The organism is Amycolatopsis sp. A1MSW2902 (assembly GCF_017312175.1).
Taxonomy (GTDB): Bacteria; Actinomycetota; Actinomycetes; order Mycobacteriales; family Pseudonocardiaceae; genus Amycolatopsis; species Amycolatopsis nivea.
The window spans coordinates 5,677,608-5,699,422 of sequence record NZ_QJPO01000001.1; the positions used below are offsets into that span (position 1 = coordinate 5,677,608).

The following is a 21,815-nucleotide window of genomic DNA, read 5'->3' on the forward strand; positions in this document are numbered from 1 at the left end:
AAGACGCCGTTCCCCGACGAAGAGGAGCCGAGCCGGTGGACCTCCACGAAGACGCCCGCAGCCAGCAGGACGATCTGGCGCGGCTGCGCCAGGAACTGCACCGCGAGCCCGAGATCGGCCTCGACCTGCCGCGCACCCAGGAACGGGTCCTGCGCGAGCTCGACGGGCTCGGGCTGGAGATCTCCACCGGAACCGGCACGACGTCGGTGACCGCGGTGCTTCGCGGCGAAGGCTCCGCCCGGGATTCGGCCCAGCCGCGCACGGTCCTGTTGCGCGCCGACATGGACGCGCTCCCGGTCCAGGAAGCGACCGGGCTCGATTTCGCCGCTACCAACGGCGCGATGCACGCGTGCGGCCACGACTTGCACACCACGTCGCTGGTCGGCGCTGCCCGGCTGCTCCACACGCACCGCGACCGGATCAACGGCGACGTCGTCCTGATGTTCCAGCCCGGCGAAGAAGGCTGGGACGGCGCGGGCGTGATGCTGAAGGAAGGCGTGCTCGACGCCGCCGGCCGACGCGTCGACGCCGCGTACGGGCTCCACGTCTTCTCGTCGATGCTGCCCAGCGGCCAGTTCGCGAGCCGTCCCGGGACGCTGATGTCGGCCTCGCACAAGCTGCTCGTGACCGTGCACGGCGAAGGCGGCCACGGGTCGATGCCGCACCGTGCCAAGGACCCGATCTCCGCCGCCGCGGCGATGATCACCGCGCTGCAGACGATGATCACGCGTCGCCTGGACATCTTCGACCCGGCGGTGCTCACCGTCGGCGTCATCCGCGGCGGCACGAAACGCAACGTCATCCCCGCGACCGCCGAGTTCGAGGCCACCGTCCGCTGCTTCTCCGACGACACCGCCGCCCTGCTGGACACCACGATCCGCGAGACGATCGACGGTGTCGCGCGGGCGAACGGCGTCACCGCGGACGTCGTGTTCGAGAACGAATATCCAGTGACCGTAACGGATGTCGACGAAACGGCGTTCGGTGCCGAGGTCGTCCGCGAGACGATCGGCGAGCAGTACTACACCGATCTGCCCAACCCGGTCGCCGGTTCCGAGGACTTCTCCCGCGTGCTCGCCGCGGTGCCGGGCACATTCCTCGGCCTCGGCGCGCTGATGCCGGGCCTCGAACCGGACACCGCGCCCAACAACCACAGCCCGTATGCCGATTTCGACCCGTCCGTGCTGTCCCGCGCCGCCACCGTCTACGCCGAACTCGCCGTCCGCCGTCTCGACCGGTTCGCCGAAGGAGCATTGCGATGACTTCTGTGGTTCCAGACCGGCGCCGCACCCTGTTCGGGCTCGGCGCCGGCAACGCGATGGAGTGGTTCGACTGGAACGTCTACGCCACGTTCGCGTCGTTCTTCGCCGCGCAGTTCTTCAACGCCCACAGCGCCGTTTCGGCTTTGCTAAGCACGCTCGCGGTATTCGCGGTCGGGTTCGCCGCGCGGCCGATCGGCGGCTGGGTGTTCGGCTGGATCGCCGACCGCAAGGGCCGTCAGCTGGCGATGGCGCTGACCGTCGCGATCGCCGCCGCGGGCAGCCTGGTCATCGGGCTTTCCCCGACGTACGGCCAAATCGGCGTGTGGGCGTCGGTGATCCTCGTGGTCGCGCGGCTGGCGCAGGGCCTCGCGCACGGCGGCGAACTGCCGTCCGCGCAGACCTACATCGCCGAGGTCGCCCCGCCGGCCCGCCGCGGACTGTGGTCGAGCCTGATCTACTTCTCCGGCACCTGCGGCGTCCTCGTCGGCACCCTGCTCGGCGCGGTCCTCTCCGGCGTGCTGACCCACGAGCAGATGCTCTCCTTCGGCTGGCGAATCCCGTTCATCCTCGGCGGCGTCTTCGGGATCTACTCGCTCTACGTGCGGCTCCGCATGCGCGAGACCGAGGTCTTCCAGGCGGCGAAGAAGGACGCCGGGAAGGAAAAGGGCCAGATCTGGCGGACGATCAAGCAGAACCCGAAGCTGCTCGCCCAGGTCATCGGCCTGACGGTCGGCGCGACGGTCATCTACTACATGTGGGCCGTCGCCGCGCCGTCGTACGCGATCACTGTGCGCGGCGTCCCGCCGACCGGCGCGCTGTGGGCGGGCGTGTTCGCGAACGTGGTCTTCCTGATCGCCTTGCCGCTGTGGGGAATCGTGTCCGACCGCATCGGCCGCAAGCCGGTGTTGTTCATCGCGATCGCGGGCCTGCTCCTGCTGAGCTTCCCGCTGAACGCGATGGTCGGACACGAGGCGTGGCAGCTGTTCGTGGCGATGTCGATCGCGCTGATCTTCATGGCCGGGTTCTCCTCCATCGGCCCGGCGGTCTACGCGGAAATCTTCCCGACCCGCATCCGCGCGGTGGGCGTCGGAGTCCCGTACTCGATCGCGGTCGCGGCGTTCGGCGGCACGGCACCGTACTTGCAGACGCTGTTCGCCGGTAACGGACATCCGTCGCTGTTCATCGTCTACGGGATCGTGCTGATGGTGATCAGCGCGCTGGTGGTGTTCACGCTGCCGGAGACCCGGGGCGTGGACCTGCGGGAGAAGACTGAGACGGCCGACCGGGCGGTCACCGGGTCAGGAGCGTAGGGCGGAGCCACCGTCCGTCGCTTGTGGACAGTTCGCCACGCGGCCGTGCGGGGTTCCCCGCACGGCCGTCGGCGTGAGTCAGCTGTCCGCCTGAGTCTCGCCCAGCTGCCACCACAGTGCCGCGCGCAGCTGTTCGATCAGGGCCTCGTCGTCGTCCTCGCTCGGGTCCGCTCCCAGCGGCACCCAGCGTTCCTCCACCAGTTCGCCGTCGTCGTAGCTGCTGATCAGTATCCCCGGATACGAAACCGTCAGCTCGTCCTCCGGGCAGCCGGTCGCGCACGGCCGGTCGTCCATCCGCACATGCCGGTAGTGCAACCGCACCCCGACCCATCGGCCGGACGGCCGCGGCTGCTGGTCCGTGCCGTCCATCGCCCGCTCCCGCTCGCCCCACGTCCCCCGGCTGAAGGTCGCGCCCGGGGCGGCCGGAGTTACCGGCCGGTTGTTCCGGTTGGGTAACGGCATCCGGCGCCGACGCCGCCGGGCGCTTCGCAACGTGTTGACAACGACCTCGCCCGGCGGCGAGGCTGGCCCGGTGAACAGCGGATCTCGGCGGCGGCTGGACCCCGCGCAGCGCCGCGCCGAGATCCTCGCCGCGGCCCGGCGGTGCTTCGGCGCCGGCAGCTACTCCTCGGTGTCCACTTCGGACATCGCGGCCGCCGCGGGAGTCGCCCGGCCGCTGATCAACCACTATTTCGGCGGCAAACGCGAGCTGTACCTCGAAGTGGTGCGGCAGATGACGATCGTGCCCGCCCCGGTCGTCGACGCGCTGCCGGACGGCCCGCCCCGGCTGCGGCTCGAGGTCGGCATCGACCGGTGGATCGACGTCGTGGAGCGCAACCGCGACGCCTGGCTGACCGTGATCGACGCGGCGCACGACCCGGAGGTCGAGCGGATCATGCGCGAGGCGGACGAGATCGCCGCCGACCGCGTCCTCGCCGCCGCCCAGCTGCCCGAGAACGGGCATCCGCAGCTGCGGGCGATGATCCGCGCGTACGGCGGGATGTTGCGCGCCGCGTCCCGGGAATGGCTGGTCCGCGGCACGCTGGAGCGGGCCGAACTGCGTGCGTTCCTGGTGGAATCGCTGGTGCAGCTGCTGGAAGTCACCTATCCGGCGGTACTGGCGCAAAAGAACTAACGGTTGCGGCGGGCGTACGCGGCCGGAGTCGTCCCGGTCCAGCGTTTGAAGGCGTAGATGAAGCTCGACGCTTCGGCGTAGCCCAGGCGCAGGGCGACGTCGTCGACGGACAGCACGCCGGTGTCGAGCATTTCTTCCGCGAGCGTCTGCCGGACTTCGTCCAGCAGTTGCCGGTAGCCGGTACCCGCCTCGGTCAGCCGCCGTCGCAGGGTTCGCGTGCTGAGGGTGAGTTGCCGGGCGATCTCGTCCATCCCGGCGTCCGCGCCGCCGAGCCGCACCAGTCGTTCGCGCACCAGCTGCGGGACGCCCGAGCGCGTGCGGCGGCGGGCGACGAGAGCGTCGCACTGCGCGGCGCACAAGGCGACGGTTTGCTCGTTGGCCTGCGGCAGCGGAAGGTTCAGCAGCTCCGGATCGAGGGTGACCCGGTGTTCGGCCGCGCCGAAGACCGGAGCGACACCGAAGGCCATCCGATAAGAGTCCACAAAGGACGAGGATGGGAAGCGGAACTCCAGGCGTTCCAAGGAGATCTCCGGCAGCAGGTCCCGCATGACCGTGCAGATCGCGGACAGGTCGCGCAGCGCGAGGAACCGGGCGACGTCGTCCGGCACCCGCGAATCGTCCAGCACCAGGCGGAGTCCGGCGGCGTCCAGCTCGACGTGCGGAATGCAGAAGGTGAAGGACAAATCCAGGTAGCGCAACGCGAACACCATCGCGTCGCGCATCGTCGGGCTGCTGATGCAGGCGAAACCGAAGATGCCGAACGTCGTCGCGCGGTACCGGCAGCCGAGGCTGAGCGCGACGTCGTCCCCCGAGCCGACCGTCGACAGCAATGCCCGCACGACGGCCAGCTCCTGCCGCGCGTCGAGCTGCCGATCCGGCGCGCGCAGTTCCTCGACCGGCACTCCGGGCAGCGAGACGCCGCGTTCCTCGGCGAAGCGGTGCATGAGCAGCACACTCGCCGTGCCGCGCGGGTAGTCCCAGTCGCGGATGGCGGGTGCGGCTAGCTCGGCCATGGCCGGAATTATGGATCAACCGCCCGCCCGCGTGCGTTCGAGGGCCAAAACTGTCCGGGTTGCTCGTTAAGCTCCCGCCGTGCACCTTTCCCACCGCGTCCTCAACCGCGCCACCCTCCACCGGCAACTGCTCCTGAAGCCCGCCAAGATGCCGGTGCTCGACGCCGTCACCCACCTCGCCGGGCTGCAAGCGCAAGCGCCATTCCCGCCGTACTACGCGCTGTGGTGCCGGTTGCAGGACTTCCAGCCGGACGATCTCGCGAGCCTGCTGCTCGACCGCAGCGTGGTGCGGACGGTGCTGATGCGCGGCACGGTGCACCTCGTCCCGGCCGCGGACGCGCTCGCGTGGCGGCCGCTGGTGCAGATCGTCATGGACCGCGCCCTGACCGCGGCCAACCAGCATCGGGAACCGCTGTCCAAACTCGACCACGACGCGGTGGCGAAGACGACCAGCGAGCTGCTGCGCGAGCGGCCGTATTCGAGCGATCAGCTCGGCAAAGCGCTGGTCGAGCACTATCCGGAGACGCCGGCCGGGTCGCTGATGTTCCTGGTCCGCGCCATCCTGCCGCTCGTGCAGATCCCGCCGCGCGGCGTGTGGGGCAAGGCCGGGCAGCCCACCTACCAGGTCGCGGACCACTGGCTCGACGGCGTCGACGCGCCGGAGCAGTCCGCCGCCGAACTGGTCCGCCGCTATCTCGCCGCGTTCGGCCCGGCGACGGTGGCCGACGTGCAGGCCTGGGCTGGCTTCACGAAGCTCGGCGAGGTGGTCGAGGAGATGGACTTGCGCACGTACCTCGACCCCGAAGGACGCACGCTCTACGACCTGCCGGACGCGACGCTGCCCGACGAGGACACGCCCGCGCCGACGAGGCTGCTCGGTCCGTTCGACCAGATGCTGCTGTCCTACGCCGACCGCACGCGGATGATCAGCGACGAGCACCGCAAACGCGTGATCACCATCAACGGCCTGGTCAAAGGCACCCTGCTGGTCGACGGCCAGGTCCGGGGAATCTGGGAGACCACCACCAACCGCGCGTCGGCGACGATGGTCCTCACCCCGTTCGAACGGCTCGCGAAACGTGACACCGCCGCGCTGGAGAGCTCCGCGCGGAAGCTGCTCGCGTGGGCCGAGCCCGGCAAGACGCACGAGGTCCAGGTCGTGCCCGGGTAGTCGCGTCCGCTGGCCGGAATTCTCGATCGAGTGGCCGTTCGTGCCTTCCGCACCGGCGGCCGCCTGCGTAACTTCGGCCTATGGACGACACCCCGTCGGTGCTGATAGTCGGCACCGGGTTCGGCGGAATCGGCGCCGCGATCGAGCTGAAGCGCGCCGGTTTCCCGAACGTCACGATCCTCGAGCGGGCGGCCGAACCGGGCGGCGTGTGGCGCGAGAACACCTACCCCGGCGCGGCCTGCGACATCCCGTCGCCGCTGTATTCGTTCTCCTTCGAGCCCAATCCGGACTGGCCGAAGCGGTACGCGATGCAGCCGGACATCCACGCCTACCTCAAGCGCGTGATCGCGAAATACGGCATCGAACCGCACATCCGGTACGGCCGCGAGGTCACGTCCGCGACCTACGACGACGGCCGCTGGCGCGTCGAGACCGCACAGGGCGAAACCTTCGAGGCAGACGTCTTCGTGCCCGCCGTCGGCCAGCTTTCCCGGCCCGCCTTGCCGTCGATCCCCGGCCGCGAAACCTTCGCGGGAGCGGCCTTCCACTCCGCGGAGTGGAATCACGAAATCCCGTTGGCGGGCAAGCGGATCGCGGTGATCGGCACCGGCGCGAGCGCGATCCAGTTCGTGCCGGAGATCCGCAAGGAAGCCGCGCACGTCACCGTCTTCCAGCGCACGCCGCCCTACATCATGGCCAAGAACGACGGCCGCTACAAAGCCTGGCAGAAGCGGCTTTTCCGCCGCGTGCCGAAGACGCAGCTGTTCGGCCGCGCGCGGATCTTCCTGCTCGCCGAGTACGCGACCTACGGCATGACGCGGCACCCGGTGCTGACCAAGGCCTTCGAACTGCGCACCGCTCAACTGCGCCGCCGTCACCTCAAGGACCGCACGCTGCGCCGCAAGGTCAAGCCGGACTATCCGCTGGGCTGCAAGCGGATCTTGTTCACCAACGACTACCTGCCCGCGCTCGCCCAGCCGAACGTGTCGGTCGAAACGTCCTCGATCAAGGAGATCACCCCGCGCGGCGTGCGCACCACGGACGGCGTCGAGCACGAGGCGGACGTGCTGATCTACGGCACCGGGTTCAAGGCGACGGAATTCCTCGGTCCGATGAAGGTGTTCGGCCGCGACGGACGGTCGCTGGCCGAGGCGTGGAGCGGCGGCGCGCGGGCGTACCTCGGCATGACGGTGCCGGGATTCCCGAACCTGTTCTGCGTCTACGGCCCCAACACCAACCTCGGCGCGGGTTCGATCATCTACATGATCGAACGGCAAGCCCGCTACCTCCGCCAGGCCGTCGAGCACCTCGCCCGGCCGGGCGTGGCGTCGCTGGAGGTGCGCGCCGAGGTCGAGGAGCGCTACGACCGCGAGGTGCAGGCGCGGCTCTCGCACAGCGTCTGGAGCGGGTGCACCAGCTGGTACCGGCAGGAGAACGGCCGGGTGAGCACCAACTGGCCCGGGCTGGTCACCGAATACGACCGCCGGACCAGGGCACTCGACCCGGCCGACTACCTGGTGCGTTCGATCAGGGCAGGTTCTTCAGGCCCGCGCTGACCGTGTTGGCGAAGGAGTAGCCGTTCGACGCGTCCCAGTTGATGGACCAGGTCATCGCGCCGCGGAACTCCGGGTAGGTCGTCGAAGGCTTGAACGAAGCGCAGCCGGTGCCCTTGGCCATGCAGTTCATCGCCGACACGACGTTCGACGGCGACTGGTACCCGCCGCCGGCCGCCGAGCCCGAGGACGGCAGCCCGAACGCGACCTGGTCGGCCCGCAGTCCGCCCTGCAGCTGGATGCACGAGAGCGCGGTGAGGAAGTCGACGGTGCCCTGGGAGTAGACGTTCCCGTTGCAGCCGTTCATCGCGCCCGAGTTGTAGTACTGCATGTTGACGACGGTGAGGATGTCCTTGACGTTCAGCGCCAGCTGGAAGTAGCCGCCCTGGGTGGACTGCATGTCGATCGTCTGCGGCGCCATGGTGATCACCGAGCCGCCGCCGTCGTGGATGCTGCGCAGCGCCTGCCCCATGTAGGTGGCGTTGATGCCGTTCTCCAGGTCGATGTCGACGCCGTCGAAGCCGTAGGTCGAGATCAGCTGCTTCACCGAGTTGGCGAAGTTGCTCGCCGACTGGCTGTCGCCGACGCTGATCGTGCCCTTCTCGCCGCCGACCGAGATGATCACCTTCTGGCCGCGTGCCTGCACGGTCTTGATGTCCGCGCGGAACTGTGCGTCGGTGTAGCCGCCGAGTTTGGACGACAACGCCGGGTCGAGCGTGAAGCTCACCGCGCCGGGCGTCGTGGTGGCGTCGGCGAAGGCGATCGCGATGACGTTGTACGTCGTGGGCACGTCAGCGAGCTTCAGGGTCTTCGCGCCGTTGTCGAAGTTCTGCCAGTAGCCGGTGAGGATGTGCTTCGGCAGGTCGCCGTTGTGCGGCGGAGTGCTGGTCGTGGTGGTCGTCGGCGGCGTGGTCGGAGTGGTCGGGGTCGTGGGCGTCGTCGGCGAAGCGGAGGTCGTGGGCGGGGTGCCCGGGCCGTCGAGGCTGACGTCGTCGGCGAGGTAGGCGGGCTGGCCGTACCAGCCGTGCAGGTACACCGTGAGGCTCGTGGACGAGCCGGTGGTGAAGCTCAGGCTGAGCTGCTGCCAGCCGGTCGCTCCAGGCGTCCAGGTGTTCTGCACGGCCGAACCGGAGACGCCGAGGTAGACGTAGCTGCCCTGGACCCACGCGGACAGCTTGTACGCGGTGTTGGGCTGCACGGTGACCTGCTGGGAGCACTGCCCGGTGTCGGAACCGGAGGGCGCCGCGCTCAGCGAGTGGCTGCCGTCGTGTGCCTGGGTCGAGACGACCGACGAGGTGCCGGTGCAGGTCCAGCCGGAGAGCGAGCCGCTCTCGAAGCCGGGGTTGGCGAGTATGTTCGCGGCCGACGCGCTGGTGGTGCCGAGGGCCAGCGTGACTCCGAGCGCGAGCGCGACCGAGGCCAGCAGGGACACCAGGGCGGGCAGCCGCCGGGGGGACGGGTGTGGGGACACGGGCAGACCTCCGCAGGGGCAGTGAGCCAGATCACCTCAAAATGGACTAGACCAATACGGATGTCAAGGAACTTCCGGAGGTGCTTCGGCGGGCCATCCGCAGCGCGCGGGGCGGGCAGCGGCACAATGCAGGCTCGGAGCAACCCGAGACGAAGCAGGAGCCTGGTTTTGAGCGTGCAGTCGGTCGAACAGCGGATCGCCGAAGAGCTGGGGGTGCGCGAAGGGCAGGTCAAGGCCGCCGTCACCCTCCTCGACGAGGGGTCCACGGTGCCGTTCATCGCCCGGTACCGCAAGGAAGTCACCGGAGAGCTGGACGACGCGCAGCTGCGCACGCTCGAGGAGCGGCTGCGCTACCTGCGCGAGCTCGACGAGCGCCGCGCCGCGGTCCTGGAGTCCATCCGGAGCCAGGGCAAGCTGGACGAGGCGCTCGAGGCGCAGATCCTCGCCGCGGACACGAAGTCGCGGCTGGAGGACATCTACCTGCCTTACAAGCCGAAGCGGCGCACCAAGGCGCAGATCGCCCGCGAGGCCGGTCTGGAGCCGCTGGCCGACGGCCTGCTGAACGACCCGACGACCGATCCGCAGGCGGCCGCCGCGGTGTTCGTCGACGCGGACAAGGGCGTCGCGGACGCGCAGGCCGCCCTCGACGGCGCGCGCGCCATCCTGGTCGAGCGCTTCGCCGAGGACGCCGACCTGATCGGCGAGCTGCGCGAGAAGATGTGGATCGAGGGCCATCTGGCGTCGAAGGTCCGCGCGGGCAAGGAGACCGACGGGGCCAAGTTCTCCGACTACTTCGACTTCTCCGAGCCCTACACCAAGCTCCCCTCGCACCGGATCCTCGCGATGCTCCGCGGCGAGAAGGAAGAAATCCTCGACCTGTCGATGGAGCCTTCCGAGCCGGTCGCCGAGGACGCCCCGCCGCGCGTCGGCCCGACCGAGTACGAGCAGCGCATCGCCGCCCGGTTCGGCATCAGCCAGCAGGACCGTCCGGCCGACAAGTGGCTCGGCGACACCGTGCGCTGGGCCTGGCGCACGAAGATCCTCCTGCACCTTGGCATCGACCTGCGGATGCGGCTGCGCCAGTCGGCCGAGGACGACGCCGTGCGCGTGTTCGCCGCGAACCTGCGCGACCTCCTGCTGGCCGCCCCGGCGGGCACCCGCGCGACGATGGGCCTCGACCCGGGCTTCCGCACCGGCGTGAAGGTGGCCGTGGTCGACGCGACCGGCAAGGTCGTCGACACCCACGTCATCTACCCGCACCAGCCGGCGAACAAGTGGGACCAGTCGATCGCCGAACTGGCCGTGCTGGCCGGGAAGCACAACGTCGACCTGATCTCGATCGGCAACGGCACCGCCTCGCGCGAGACCGACAAGCTGGCGATCGAGCTGATCAAGAAGCACCCGGAGCTGAAGCTCACCAAGGCCGTGGTCTCCGAGGCGGGCGCGTCGGTGTACTCGGCGTCGGCGTTCGCTTCGCAGGAACTGCCGGGCATGGACGTCTCGCTGCGCGGCGCGGTCTCGATCGCCCGCCGGCTGCAGGACCCGCTGGCCGAACTGGTGAAGATCGACCCGAAGTCGATCGGCGTCGGCCAGTACCAGCACGACCTGTCCGAGGTGTCGCTGTCGCGTTCGCTGGACGCGGTGGTCGAGGACTGCGTGAACGCGGTCGGCGTGGACGTGAACACCGCGTCCGCCCCGCTGCTCACGCGGGTTTCGGGCATCACGACCTCGCTCGCGGAGAACATCGTGGCGCACCGCGACTCCAACGGCCCGTTCCGCTCGCGGACCGCGCTCAAGGACGTCGCGCGGCTCGGCCCGAAGGCGTTCGAGCAGTGCGCGGGCTTCCTCCGGATCCCGGACGGCGACGACCCGCTCGACGCGTCCTCGGTGCACCCGGAGGCGTACCCGGTGGTGCGGCGGATCCTCGACCGCACCGGCACCGGCATCCGCGAGCTGATCGGCAACGCCCGGACCCTGCAGGCGCTGAAGCCCACGGAGTTCGTCGACGACACCTTCGGGCTCCCGACGGTCACCGACATCCTGTCCGAACTGGAGAAGCCGGGCCGCGACCCGCGTCCGGCGTTCAAGACCGCGACCTTCGCCGAGGGCGTCGAGAAGATCGGCGACCTCAAGCCGGGCATGCGCCTGGAGGGCGTGGTGACGAACGTGGCGGCGTTCGGCGCGTTCATCGACGTCGGCGTGCATCAGGACGGTCTCGCGCACGTTTCGGCGCTGTCGAAGAACTTCGTGAAGGACCCGCGCGACGTCGTGAAGCCGGGCGACATCGTCAAGGTGAAGGTGCTGGACGTCGACGTGCCGCGCAAGCGGATCTCGCTGACGCTGCGCCTGGACGACGAGCCGGGTGCGGGCAACAACCGCGGCGGTGGCGGCGGACGTGATCGCGGCCAGGGCGGCGGTGGCGGCGGTCAGGGCGGCGGCGGTCAGCGCCGAAACCAGCCGCAGCAGCGCGGCGGCGGCCGGGACCGTCGTGATTCCGGGGGCGGCGGCGCGATGGCGGACGCGCTGCGGCGCGCCGGATTCGGCAAGTAGCACAACGGAAAACGGCCTCCCGAACTGCTCGGGAGGCCGTTTTCGTTGTCTGGGCTCAGGGATTCATCTCGTACGCGCCGGAAAGCTCGCGCACCTTTTCCCACACGCGACCGAACCGCTCGGCATCCACGACCGGCTTCCGCAGCCCGGCCAGCGCCAGCTCCTGCTGCTTCTCGGTCGAGCTCGACTTGCCGTGCAGATCGACCGCGGCGACGCTGAAGTCCTGCACCAGCACCGCGAACAGCTGGTCCAGCACATCGTCTGACACGCCGGTCAGCTCAGCCTGCTCCAGGATCAGCTGCCCGTACACGACGAGCGTGAACAGTTCGGTCAGCGCGAGGCCGAAGTCCAGATCCTTCTGCTGCGCCTCGTCCGGCGTCGCCTCGGAAAGCAGCCGCACCAGCACGCCTGCCTGCTCGGTGAAGCGGGCGACGTTCGGCAGGTGCTTCGCGTTCTCGTACGCCGGTTTCCAGTCGTGGAACCGGATCTTCGACAGCCCGCGCGCCGGGCCCTGCCGGAACAGGAAGTCGTCGTCGGAGGCGTCGTCGCGGGTCGGCACCGCCGGGTATTCCTGCGGCGCGAACAGGTACGCGGGCATGAACTTCGCGATCAGCGCGAGGTTCACCGCGACCGTGCCCTCCAGCTTGGGCAGGCCGTCGATGTCGTTCTTGGCCATCGCGAGATAGGTGTCGGCCTCGAAACCCTTGGCCGCCACGACATCCGCGACCAGCCCGATCACCTTCTGCGCCTCGGTGGTCACCTTCATCTTGGTGATCGGGTTGTACAGCAGGTAGCGGCGGTCCTGCTGGTTCGCCGAGCGGAAGTAGTCGATCGCGCGGTCGGAGAACAGCTTCATCCCGGTCAGCCGCGCGTACGCCTCGACGAATTCGCGGCGCACGTGCGGGAAATCGGTGACCGGGTTGCCGTACAGGATCCGGTTCTGCGCGTGCGTGATCGCCTCGTACAGCGAATGCGTCGCCATCCCGATGCCGCCGAAGCTCAGGTTGAACTTGCCGATGTTGACCGTGTTCAGCGCGGCGCTGAAGGCTTCCGCCCCGGTGTGGAGGATGTCCTCGGCGCGCACCGGGTAGTCCTCGAGCCGGAACTCCGCGACGTACATCTGCGACGGCACGATGTTCTTCACGACGTGGTAGTTCGGGTGCTCGGAATCGGCGTAGAAGAACACGTACTGCTCGGGCCCTTCGACGCCGTCGATCCGGCCGAACACCGAAACGGTGCGCGCGCAGTTCCCGTTGCCGATGTAGTACTTCGACCCGTTCGCGCGGTAGCCGCCCTCGCCGTCCGGGGTGAGCACGAGGTCGGACGAGTAGATGTCCGCGCCGTGCTCCTTTTCGGACAGTCCGAACGCGCCGACGCCGCCCTCGGCCAGCGCCTCCGCGGCACGCTTGCGGGCGGCCGCGTTCCCGCTCTGCCACACCGGTCCGAGTCCGAGGACGGTGACCTGAAATGGGTACCAGTAGTTGAGCCCGTAGAAGCCGAGGATTTCCGCCAGCGCGGCGATCCGGCTGGTGTCCCAGCGCTTGTCCGGGTCGCCGGCGGAATCCGCGGCCGGGGTGAGGAACGTGGCGAACAGGCCTTCCTTGCCCGCGAACTCCAGGAAGTCGGCGTAGAACTCGCGGTCGTGGTACGCCTGCGCGAGACGGCGTTTGCCGCGCGCTTCGAACCAGTCGATCGTCGCCCGCAGCAGCCGCTGGGTCTCCGGGTCGAACTTCCGGGCGTCGTAGTCGCGCGGGTTCAGCAGCGCTGTCGCCGTTTCGCTCATCGCATCTCCAGGTCAGCCGATATTACTGCCCGGTAACTTTAGCGCGGTGCGGCCGCCGAACTCCACCGCGTCCACCCGGCCGTGGCCGTCGCGCCGGAAACGGGCGCTCGGCCTGCTGGTGTCGGAGGCGCGGGCGAGCACGTCGTCGTCGACGAAGACGACCTCGAACGGCGGCGCGGAGAGGATGTCCGGATCCTCGGTGTCGAGGATCATCTGCGCCCAGAGCGAGCCGTCGCGTTCGGTGATTTCGAAGATCAGCGAGCCGGTCCGATACCGTCCAGGGCAGTCGCCCGGGTCGACTGCCCGGGTCGGACGACCGCCCGGTTTCGGCAGGTCAGCCACGTTCTCCAGGCACCAGTCGACGATCCGCGGGCCGAGCGCGCCGCCGCCCGCGCTGTTGGTGAGGACGGTGACCGCGAGGTTCTCGCTCGGCACCATCACGAACTCCGACAGCTGCAGGTTGCTGATGTTGCCGCCGTGCCGCACCACCTGGGCGTCGCCGTGGCTCAGCCGCAGCCAGGACAGCCCGACCTCCTCGAACGGCAGCGCGCCCGTGCGCTGCGCGGCGTGCATGAGGCGGCGGGTCTCGTCGCTCAGCACGTCCGCGCCGGTCAGCTGGAATCGAGCCCATTTCAGCTGGTCGCGGGCGGTCGACCAGAGGCCGCCGGCCGCGGCTTCGGCCCGCGAGATGCCGACGGTGTGCGCGGCCGCCGGACCGTCCTCGCGCAGCGCGTGCCCGACCGCGTGCCGCCGGGTCAGCACCTCCCAGGGCTGGAAGTACGAGTCGGTCATCCCGAGCGGTTCGAGCAGCCGGGTGCGGACCAGGTCCTCGTAAGTGCCGCCGGACACCGCCTCGGCGACGCGGCCGGCCAGCAGGAAGCCGGCGTTGCAGTAGGAGAACACCTCGCCGACCGGGAACACCTGCGGCAGCTCGGCGAACTGCCCCACGGCGCGGGCGAGCGCGTCGTCGCCCCATCCGGTGTCGACCTCGATGTCGCCGAGGAAACCGGACGAATGCGTGAGGAGGTGGCGCAGCGTCACCGTCTTGGTGGCGAGCGGGTCGGCGAGCCTCAGCTCCGGGAGGTACTCGACCACCGGCCGGTCCAGTTCGAGCACGCCGTCCTCGACCAGCACGAGCACCGCGGCGGCGGCGAACGTCTTGCTGGTGGAGCCGATCATGAACAGGGTGCCGTCGTCGACCGGCGCTCCCGTGTCCACACTGGACACTCCTGCGGTCAGCAGGGTTTCCGTGCCCTCGTGGAAAATTCCGGCCGAGACGCCGGGAACTTTCGCTTCTCGCGCCCATTCCGCCAGCAGTCCCCGGAGTTCGTCTGTGCTCATGCGGCCAGCCTCGCACCCGCGTGCGCGGCGGCGATGGTGGAAACGGACGAACATCGCGCGCCCGCTTCGTCGGTTCGCGCGTGGCGGCCTGCGGGCGATATCACGTAGCCCGCTGGATCTTGGGACGGTATAGTGGGCGATGCGGTCCGCTCAGTTCTGCCTCGGACCGCGTTTCACTGTTGTCGACGACCACGCGCCGCAGCCACCCGAGGCCGCGCCGGGCAGGACAACCGCGCTACGTACGGAGATACGGGACGCTTTCGCGTCCGCACCAACCCATGACGACTTTCACCGAACTCGGCCTGCCCAAGACTCTTGTCGACGCGCTCGCCGCACAGGGCGTCACCGAGCCCTTCCCGATCCAGGCCGCCACGCTCCCGCACACGCTCGCGGGCCGTGACGTGCTCGGCCGCGGCCGCACCGGCTCCGGCAAGACCTACGGCTTCGTGCTGCCCGTGCTGGCCCGCCTCGCCGCCGGGCCCACGCGGCGCCGCCCCGGCCGTCCGCGGGCGCTGATCCTCGCCCCGACGCGCGAACTGGCCACCCAGATCGAGGCCGCGATCGTGCCGCTGGCGCGCCCGCTCGGCCTCAAGGCCACCACGATCTTCGGCGGCGTGAGCGCGAACCCGCAGATCACCCGCCTGCGCGACGGCGTCGACATCGTCGTCGCCTGCCCCGGCCGGCTCGCCGACCACATGCGCTCCGGCGAAGCGAAGCTGGACAAGATCGAGATCACCGTCCTCGACGAGGCCGACCACATGGCCGACCTGGGCTTCCTGCCCGAGGTCCGCCGCATCATGGCGGCCACCCCCGAGCGCGGCCAGCGCCTGCTGTTCTCCGCGACCCTCGACAACGGCATCGACGTGCTCGCGAAGCGCTTCATGAACGACCCGATGCTGCACAGCGTCGACTCGGCGCAGTCCCCGGTCTCGACGATGACGCACCACGTGCTGCACCTCGAGGAAACCCACCGCCTGCCGGTACTGGTCGACCTGACCGCGGCTCCCGGCCGCACCCTGGTCTTCACCCGCACGAAGCACCGCGCGAAGGCCCTCACCCGCAAACTGGTCGCGAGCGGCGTCCCCGCGGTCGAACTGCACGGCAACCTCGGCCAGAACGCGCGCACGCGCAACCTGGAAGCGTTCTCGTCCGGCACGGCGAAAACCCTGGTGGCCACCGACATCGCCGCCCGAGGCATCCACGTGGACGACGTCACGCTGGTGATCCACGCCGACCCGCCGGTCGAGCACAAGGCGTACCTGCACCGCTCCGGCCGCACCGCCCGGGCGGGCGCGTCGGGCACCGTGGTGACGCTGATGACCGACGAGCAGGTCTCGGACGTCCGTGCGCTCACCCGAAAGGCCGGGATCTCGCCGACCACCACGCGGATCTCGCCGACCCACCCGCTGCTGGCCGAACTCGCCCCCGGGGACCGCTCGTTCACCGCTTCGCCGCGTCGCCCCGTAGTGGACAACCGCCCGAAGACGGTCACCGCCTCCGGTGCCGCACCGGGCACCGGCCGCCGCCGCGGCGCCCCCTCGGAAAACCGAGGCGGACTCGGCGCGCGGACTGGTTCGCAGCCCCGCCGCTCCAGCGGCCGCGGCGGACCTCGACAGGGCGGCGAGGCCCGTTCCACGGAACGGCAGCCAGGCCAGGCCCGCCGGGAAGACCAGCGCCGCGGTTCGGGTGCTTCGGCCTCGGCCGGGCGACGCGGGTCGGGCTCGACCGGCCGCCGGGCCGCCGGCGGTGCTGACCGCGGTGCCTCGGGTGGTCAGCCTCCGCGGAACCGCCGCAACGGCTCGTCGGGCGGGCGTCGGCAGCCGGGCGCCTGAGCACAGAATCCGACGGGCGGATCCGGGACCGGCTACGCGCCCGGCCCCGGGTCCGCCCAGAATTCCTTGATCTCTTCAGTCACGCCGTAATGACTCGGAACGCTGAAGGACAACTCCATCGGATACGGCTCCGCACGAATGCGGCGAGCTTCCTCCGCGGACAATTCCGGCAGTTTCCTCCGTCGCGACCTTGCCAGTTTCCGCGGATGCCCGTCGTGCACGCACACCGCGGCGATCGCCGCCGCGTTGGCCAGGGTCATGCTCGCGCCGGACGGAGTCGACGGACCGGCCACGAGCAGCCAGGAACCGATCCCGCAGACTTGAATGAATTCGTCGTCAGAGGTGGAGACAATCCATTCCGCCGCGGACTCCTCGCCGTATTCGAGGAGGTACCGCCGAACCGCCCCCCGGGTAATCTGCATCATCGTCGCGTTCAGCCGCCTCGGTTGCGTAGTCCTGCCCAAGATACCCGGGGGCCCGAGCGGAACAACTCGCCCGTTCCACCGGGACGCCCGCGGCTCAGACGTTCGCGTCGCGAACTCCGGCAATGATCATTCCCAGTTTGCTCTGGATAGGTCGGGAGCCAGAATCTTGCCAGTCCCCCGATCCGCCCAGAACTTTGCGGCTTTCGACTCCCGAGCGATGCGAGCCGCTTACTCCTCTTCGTCCGCAAACCAGTCGCCGATGAATTTCCACTGAAAAGACGACTTCCAGGAATCATCGTCAGCGAGCCAGGCAACAATAGCGGCACAGACCTTCTCCCGGGACACCGTCAAGGTCTGATACTGCCGAGTCGGCCTCCCGTCACGGTATTCCAGCTGGTATACCCCGTTATCTCGAAGCCATACCTGAATGAATACCAATGTTGGGTCGCCATCGCTGGAGACGACAGCATTTCCGCCGCGCGCCATCGACTCGAGCACTGCGACCACATTCGCTTCCACGGGGTTTTTGATGATCACACCATTCGAAGCCTGCAGTGTGGCCTTCATCCCGTGACGCCTCCCGTCGATCGGCCAACGCATAGCAACCAGCCGGACATCAGCCCGCTAAGGCACCACGACCACCGGTAGTACGCCGACGATGTCGTACCCGTCCGCCCCACCATACCCCTTCGCGACATTGCCAGATTCGACCCAGGCGTCAAAAGCTTTCTGCCAGGGCTCCACGCGGTAGTCCGCCGTAGGCTTCACCTCAATGCCGAGGTACTTGCCGTTGCCCAGGTCGACCGCTCCGTCGTAGATTCGCACCTGCACACCGTTTCCCCGAGTGTAGATGCGGCCCCGGATCACCTTCATCCCCTGTGTTTCCAGCTGATCCCACGCCTGCGCCTCCTTGGCCGCGCCAACGACAGAACCAGTACTGCCCGCCCACCTGCCCTGAATTCTCACCGAACCGTCATCGTACAGTTTGACCCCGTTTCCGAGGTCCTTGATGCACTGAGCACCATTGTGCACAAGAATCGGAGTGCGACCGGCAAGAACATAGAATGTCGGAGTTACGGAAACAGTCAGGTTGTAGGTCCTGAGATGGTTGACGTAACCGCGCATGCCGGAGACCTTTGCCCGGCCGCCGTTCGGCACGTGAAGATAGTCGCCCACCTTGAAGCTCGCCGCTGGCATCCATTTCCTGGACGTGTCGTTCCACAGCAGATGCCCGGAAGTAACGTTGACAACCCCGTTCCCCTGGCCTGCGGAGATGCTCAGCCGGACGAAGCTCTTATCGTCGTCGGACACATGCACACCGGTGACCACGTGCTTCTGGAGCTGCGCGGTGTACGGCCTGGAGTTGGCGATGGCGTCGCCCGGTTTCACCAAGCTGATCCGCTTGGTGGTGCCATCAGCCAGCAGGACCGGAGTTTCGCCAGGGAAGCTGTTGCCCACACACGGAACGGGTTCTTCCGAGAGTTCCTCGGCTGTCTTGGCAAGTTGCGATTCCTCGGCCGCCGCCTCAGCGGCCAGGTCCGCTGCTTCACCCGCTTCGGCGGTCACGCGGACACTCGTTGCGTCCAGCGCGCTGCCCATGGCCGCGTCGAGCAGGTCCCCGGCGAAGATCTCGCCGAGCCCGACCCCGTCGGCCAGGTCGGCGACCGCCCCGCCCAGGAGTTCGACCAGGTCGCATTCCGGGCAGGCCAGTGCGACCAAGCCCATCAGGACGAAGCCGCCGTACTCGGAGAGTTCCTGGCCGGAGCCGTCGAACGGCCGGGCCGCGAAGTTGGAGCTCAGCAGGTTGTGCGGGTCGAGGCAGCGCGCGGTGTCGGCGCTGCCTGCCGGGTTCATGTTCCGGCAGACCTCTTGCAGGTGCGCGAGAATGCGCTCCTGGTCGGCCTTGCTGCCGGAGAACAGCAGGTTGCAGTCCTGGTTGTTCAGGTAGAGCAGCGAGTCGTGCGACCGGTACTGGTCTCGGCAGGACGCTTGCCGGTCCTGGATCGCTTGCTGTTTCTCCGCCTTCGCCTTGGTGGCGACGGCCTCCCAGGCCTGCTGAGCGGCGACCGCGGCATCGTGGGCGTCCTTGCCCGCGTCGACCGCCATCTGATGCGCGGTCGCGGCTGAATCCGCTGCCTCGCGGGCATAGTTCGCGGCTACCTGCGCGGAATGCTGCGCCCAGGCCGCCGAGCGGCCGGCCGCGTCCGCGGAAGCGACCGCGGAGGCCGCTGCCCGGGCGGCGGCGTTCGCGGAATCCTGCGCCTGCTTGGCGGACGCGGCTGCGCGGTCGGCGGCCGCCTGCGCGGTCTTCGCGTAGTCCGCGGCTTGGGCGGCGGCCGCGTTGGCCTCTTGTGCGTACCTGTTCGCGTCGTCCGCCGCGTTACGGGCGCGGGCGGCTGCGGCCTGGGCTTCATTGGCGTCGTGAGTCGCGTTCGCGGCCGCGCGGGACGCTTGGGCCAGCAAGGAATCGATCGCAGCGTTGTGCGCGGCAGTGTTCTGGTCGCGCCGCGCCGCGCTGTACTGCCCGACGGCCAAGAACTCGTGGGCCAGGGTCGGCGGTCCGTCCAGCGCGGCCTGCGCTCCGGCGGCCACCTCGCGCTGCCCGGCGTTCCGGGCACCGGAGAGGACCTGGTTGACCTTGACCTGGTCGTCGATTCCGAGAGCCGTGTACTGGCCGGCATCGAGGAAGTCGCGCAGAGCTTTGTCGGTGTTCGCGTCCAGCGCCTTCTGCGCGTACTGGACGACGATCGTGCGCCCGGCCGTGCGAGCGCCCGACATGATCTGGTTGACCTGCAGCGCGTCGTCCTGCTCCCGGCCCGCGTAATCCCGGCTGCGCAGGAAGTCGCGCACCTGAGCGTCGCTGCCGGCGAGCGCGGTGTTCGCCGCGTTCTGGAAACCGGTCGTCGCTGTTTCGCACAGTTGCCGGAGGATCGACCGGTCGTCCTGTCCGGCGGCGGCCTGCACACCGGTGGTGACGAAGTCGATCGCCTCGTCGTCGGTCGCGGCGAGCGCCGCCTGCGCGGCCGCCTTCGTCCACTGTCCTCCGGTGTCGGCCAGGGTCAGCGCGACCTTGCGCGCGTCGGCGAGCACCGTGGCCCGCGGAGCGCCTGCCGCCGTCGCTTCGGCGATCAACCGGGTGGTTTCCGCGTCCCAGGTACTGACTTGGTCGACGTCCCACCGCTTCGGTTTCGGCTGTGCGGCGTAAGCGGCCAACGCTGATTTGGCGGCGTCGTCAGCCGTTTGGCTGGCCTGCGCGATCCGGTCGTCGTCCGCCTTGCGCGCGGCTTGCGCGATGTGGATGGCCTGGTTCGCCGCGGTGACCGCCGCGTTCGCGGCGGCTGTCGCGGCGTTCGCGTGCTCGGTGGCTTTCTTCGCCGCGTCCGCTGCCTCGCCCGCGTGTGCCGCCGCGTCGTCGGCCGCTTGCGCAGCGGCGTTCGCGTCGAGGGCAGCCGCGTGCGCTGCGTTCGCAGACTGATCAGCGGCATCGCTCGCCTGGTGTGCCCACGACTGGCTCGCGTTCGCCGCCGAGACGGCGCGGGCCGCCTGCGCGCGAGCCGTCGCGGCCGCGGCTTGCGCCTGACGTGCGTCCGCGCCTGCGGCAGCAGCGTTGTTAGCGGCATCCGTGGCGGCAGCGGCAGCGTTGCTTGACTGCAGTGCAGCATCGTGTGCAGCGGCACCCGCGTTCTCCGCCTGCTGCGACGCCGTCCGCGCCGCGCGGGCAGCACCAGCTGCTTTCTCCGCACCTACAGCGGCATCGCGCGCGGTCTGCGCGGCATTGCGCGCGACGTCCGCGTGCTCCTTATCGAGCGATGCCTGCGCAGCTGCGTCGTACGCATTCGACGCAGCTTGTCCCGCGCGGGAAGCCGCCGCGGCAGCACGAGACGCCGCCGCGGCCGCAGTGTGTGCGGCGCGCGAAGCAGCGTTCGCGGCCCCGATCGCCTCTCGAGCGGTGATCGCGGCCTGGTTTGCGGCGTACGCAGCCTGCGAAGCAGCTTCGGTCGCCTGACCGGCATGTCCCTGCGCGGCCGCAGCAGCGTCCTTGGCGGCTTGCGCGGCCTTCGCCGCCGCAGCAGCTTCGGCGACTGCGCGGTCGGATTCCTGTTTCGCCAGCTCAGTTTGGGTCGCTGCCTGCGCCGAAGCCGAGTTGGCGGTGGCGACGAGGTCGGCGATGGTCGCTGTTTCAGCGTCGCGAGCTTGCGCGACCGGAAGATCGATGGCCAGGAACTGGGTGAGGGCGTCGTCGGTGTTGGCGTCCAGCGCCTGCTGCGCGGTCTTCTTCACCTCCGGTCCGCCTGCGGCCATTTCCTGGTTGACCTTGACCGCCTGGTCGGTCCCGAACGGAACCTTCCAGCCGGTGGCGAGGAAGGTCCGCAAAGCTTCTTCGCTGTTGGCGTCCAGGGCTTTCTGAGCGGCCTGCTTCAGCTGCGGTCCGCCCGCGGCCATCATCTGGTTGACGCGCAGCGCGAGATCGTTCTCGTGCGCGCCTTCCCAGCCGGTGTCGAGGAAGGTTTCGAGTGCGTCGTCGCTGTTGGCGTCCAGTGCCTTCTGCGCGGCCGTCCGGGTCGCGACACCGCCGGAGGACATCAGCTGGTTGACGTGGATGCTCCGGTCGATGGACGCGTCGACATCCTTTTGCGCGGTGAGGAATCGCGTGACGTCTGCGTCGGAACCGACCAGCGCGACCGCCGCGTCCCGTTTGGTCGCCGGACCGCCGAACTGCCACAACCGCCAGGTCTTGGCCCGATCGGTATCCGTGCTGCCCGCCGGCGCGGCGGAAGCCGCTGCTCGCGGCGCCTCGGCCGCGACGGCCGGGGCCTGCACCGTTCCCGCGGCCAAGGAGGCGGTCAAGAACGTCATCAGAGCAGCACGAAAGCGGGCTTTCGCCGTACGCATCGATTCCCCCTGTGAAATGCCACGCGATCCCCGGTGACCGTCCGATCACCACGCGTCTCCGCCCGAGACTAGCCAG

At 69.3% G+C, this 21,815-nt stretch carries 15 protein-coding genes; 7 read left to right on the forward strand and 8 right to left on the reverse strand.

Going from position 1 to position 21,815, the window contains the following annotated elements:
- The first annotated feature begins 35 nt into the window (after window positions 1–35).
- Complete coding sequence (locus DMP23_RS26055; protein WP_238607954.1) at window positions 36–1,262, forward strand: M20 metallopeptidase family protein; 1,227 nt, start codon at window positions 36–38, stop codon at window positions 1,260–1,262.
- The gene (locus tag DMP23_RS26060; RefSeq protein ID WP_337822796.1) at window positions 1,259–2,572 is read left to right on the forward strand and encodes an MFS transporter; all 1,314 of its coding nucleotides are present in this window, start codon (window positions 1,259–1,261) and stop codon (window positions 2,570–2,572) included. The genes DMP23_RS26055 and DMP23_RS26060 overlap by 4 nt, the downstream gene beginning before the upstream one ends.
- A 78-nt stretch (window positions 2,573–2,650) precedes the next feature.
- Here DMP23_RS26060 and DMP23_RS26065 read toward each other — a convergent pair whose 3' ends face one another.
- On the reverse strand, window positions 2,651–2,941 hold the full coding sequence (locus DMP23_RS26065) for a hypothetical protein (RefSeq protein ID WP_037811929.1): 291 nt from the start codon (window positions 2,939–2,941) through the stop codon (window positions 2,651–2,653).
- Window positions 2,942–3,104: 163 nt separating this feature from the next.
- Here DMP23_RS26065 and DMP23_RS26070 point away from each other — a divergent pair, with 163 nt between their 5' ends.
- The gene (locus tag DMP23_RS26070) at window positions 3,105–3,707 is read left to right on the forward strand and encodes a TetR/AcrR family transcriptional regulator (protein ID WP_200864558.1); all 603 of its coding nucleotides are present in this window, start codon (window positions 3,105–3,107) and stop codon (window positions 3,705–3,707) included.
- Here the strand turns inward: DMP23_RS26070 and DMP23_RS26075 are convergent.
- On the reverse strand, window positions 3,704–4,720 hold the full coding sequence (locus tag DMP23_RS26075; protein WP_337822797.1) for an AraC family transcriptional regulator: 1,017 nt from the start codon (window positions 4,718–4,720) through the stop codon (window positions 3,704–3,706). The genes DMP23_RS26070 and DMP23_RS26075 overlap by 4 nt on opposite strands.
- A 79-nt stretch (window positions 4,721–4,799) precedes the next feature.
- Here DMP23_RS26075 and DMP23_RS26080 point away from each other — a divergent pair, with 79 nt between their 5' ends.
- Complete coding sequence (locus DMP23_RS26080) at window positions 4,800–5,891, forward strand: winged helix DNA-binding domain-containing protein (protein WP_337822798.1); 1,092 nt, start codon at window positions 4,800–4,802, stop codon at window positions 5,889–5,891.
- An 80-nt stretch (window positions 5,892–5,971) separates the two neighbouring features.
- Entirely contained in the window at window positions 5,972–7,447 is a 1,476-nt protein-coding gene (locus DMP23_RS26085; protein WP_337822799.1) for a flavin-containing monooxygenase, read from the forward strand.
- Here DMP23_RS26085 and DMP23_RS26090 read toward each other — a convergent pair.
- Window positions 7,419–8,915 carry a chitinase gene (locus tag DMP23_RS26090; protein WP_337822800.1) on the reverse strand — a complete coding sequence of 499 codons (1,497 nt, stop codon included), beginning with the start codon at window positions 8,913–8,915 and terminating at the stop codon, window positions 7,419–7,421. The genes DMP23_RS26085 and DMP23_RS26090 overlap by 29 nt on opposite strands.
- A 126-nt stretch (window positions 8,916–9,041) precedes the next feature.
- Here DMP23_RS26090 and DMP23_RS26095 point away from each other — a divergent pair, with 126 nt between their 5' ends.
- The gene (locus DMP23_RS26095) at window positions 9,042–11,465 is read left to right on the forward strand and encodes a Tex family protein (RefSeq protein WP_337822801.1); all 2,424 of its coding nucleotides are present in this window, start codon (window positions 9,042–9,044) and stop codon (window positions 11,463–11,465) included.
- A gap of 55 nt (window positions 11,466–11,520) precedes the next feature.
- Here the strand turns inward: DMP23_RS26095 and DMP23_RS26100 are convergent, their stop codons facing one another.
- Together DMP23_RS26100 and DMP23_RS26105 are read right to left on the reverse strand one after the other, a co-directional pair.
- Window positions 11,521–13,248, reverse strand: a complete 1,728-nt coding sequence (locus tag DMP23_RS26100; protein ID WP_337822802.1) for an acyl-CoA dehydrogenase — start codon at window positions 13,246–13,248, stop codon at window positions 11,521–11,523.
- A gap of 12 nt (window positions 13,249–13,260) precedes the next feature.
- On the reverse strand, window positions 13,261–14,589 hold the full coding sequence (locus tag DMP23_RS26105) for a serine hydrolase domain-containing protein (protein WP_337822803.1): 1,329 nt from the start codon (window positions 14,587–14,589) through the stop codon (window positions 13,261–13,263).
- A 278-nt stretch (window positions 14,590–14,867) separates the two neighbouring features.
- Here DMP23_RS26105 and DMP23_RS26110 point away from each other — a divergent pair, with 278 nt between their 5' ends.
- Window positions 14,868–16,421, forward strand: coding sequence for a DEAD/DEAH box helicase (locus tag DMP23_RS26110; RefSeq protein WP_337822804.1), 1,554 nt, complete (start codon window positions 14,868–14,870; stop codon window positions 16,419–16,421).
- Between the two features lie 32 nt (window positions 16,422–16,453).
- Here DMP23_RS26110 and DMP23_RS26115 read toward each other — a convergent pair whose 3' ends face one another.
- From DMP23_RS26115 to DMP23_RS26125, 3 genes are all read right to left on the reverse strand, one after another.
- Window positions 16,454–16,843, reverse strand: a complete 390-nt coding sequence (locus DMP23_RS26115) for a hypothetical protein (RefSeq protein ID WP_337822805.1) — start codon at window positions 16,841–16,843, stop codon at window positions 16,454–16,456.
- Window positions 16,844–17,074: 231 nt separating this feature from the next.
- The gene (locus tag DMP23_RS26120) at window positions 17,075–17,413 is read right to left on the reverse strand and encodes a hypothetical protein (protein ID WP_337822806.1); all 339 of its coding nucleotides are present in this window, start codon (window positions 17,411–17,413) and stop codon (window positions 17,075–17,077) included.
- A 57-nt stretch (window positions 17,414–17,470) separates the two neighbouring features.
- Window positions 17,471–21,703 (reverse strand): hypothetical protein, encoded by a 4,233-nt coding sequence (locus tag DMP23_RS26125; protein ID WP_337822807.1) that lies wholly within the window; start codon window positions 21,701–21,703, stop codon window positions 17,471–17,473.
- Window positions 21,704–21,815: the final 112 nt, after the last annotated feature.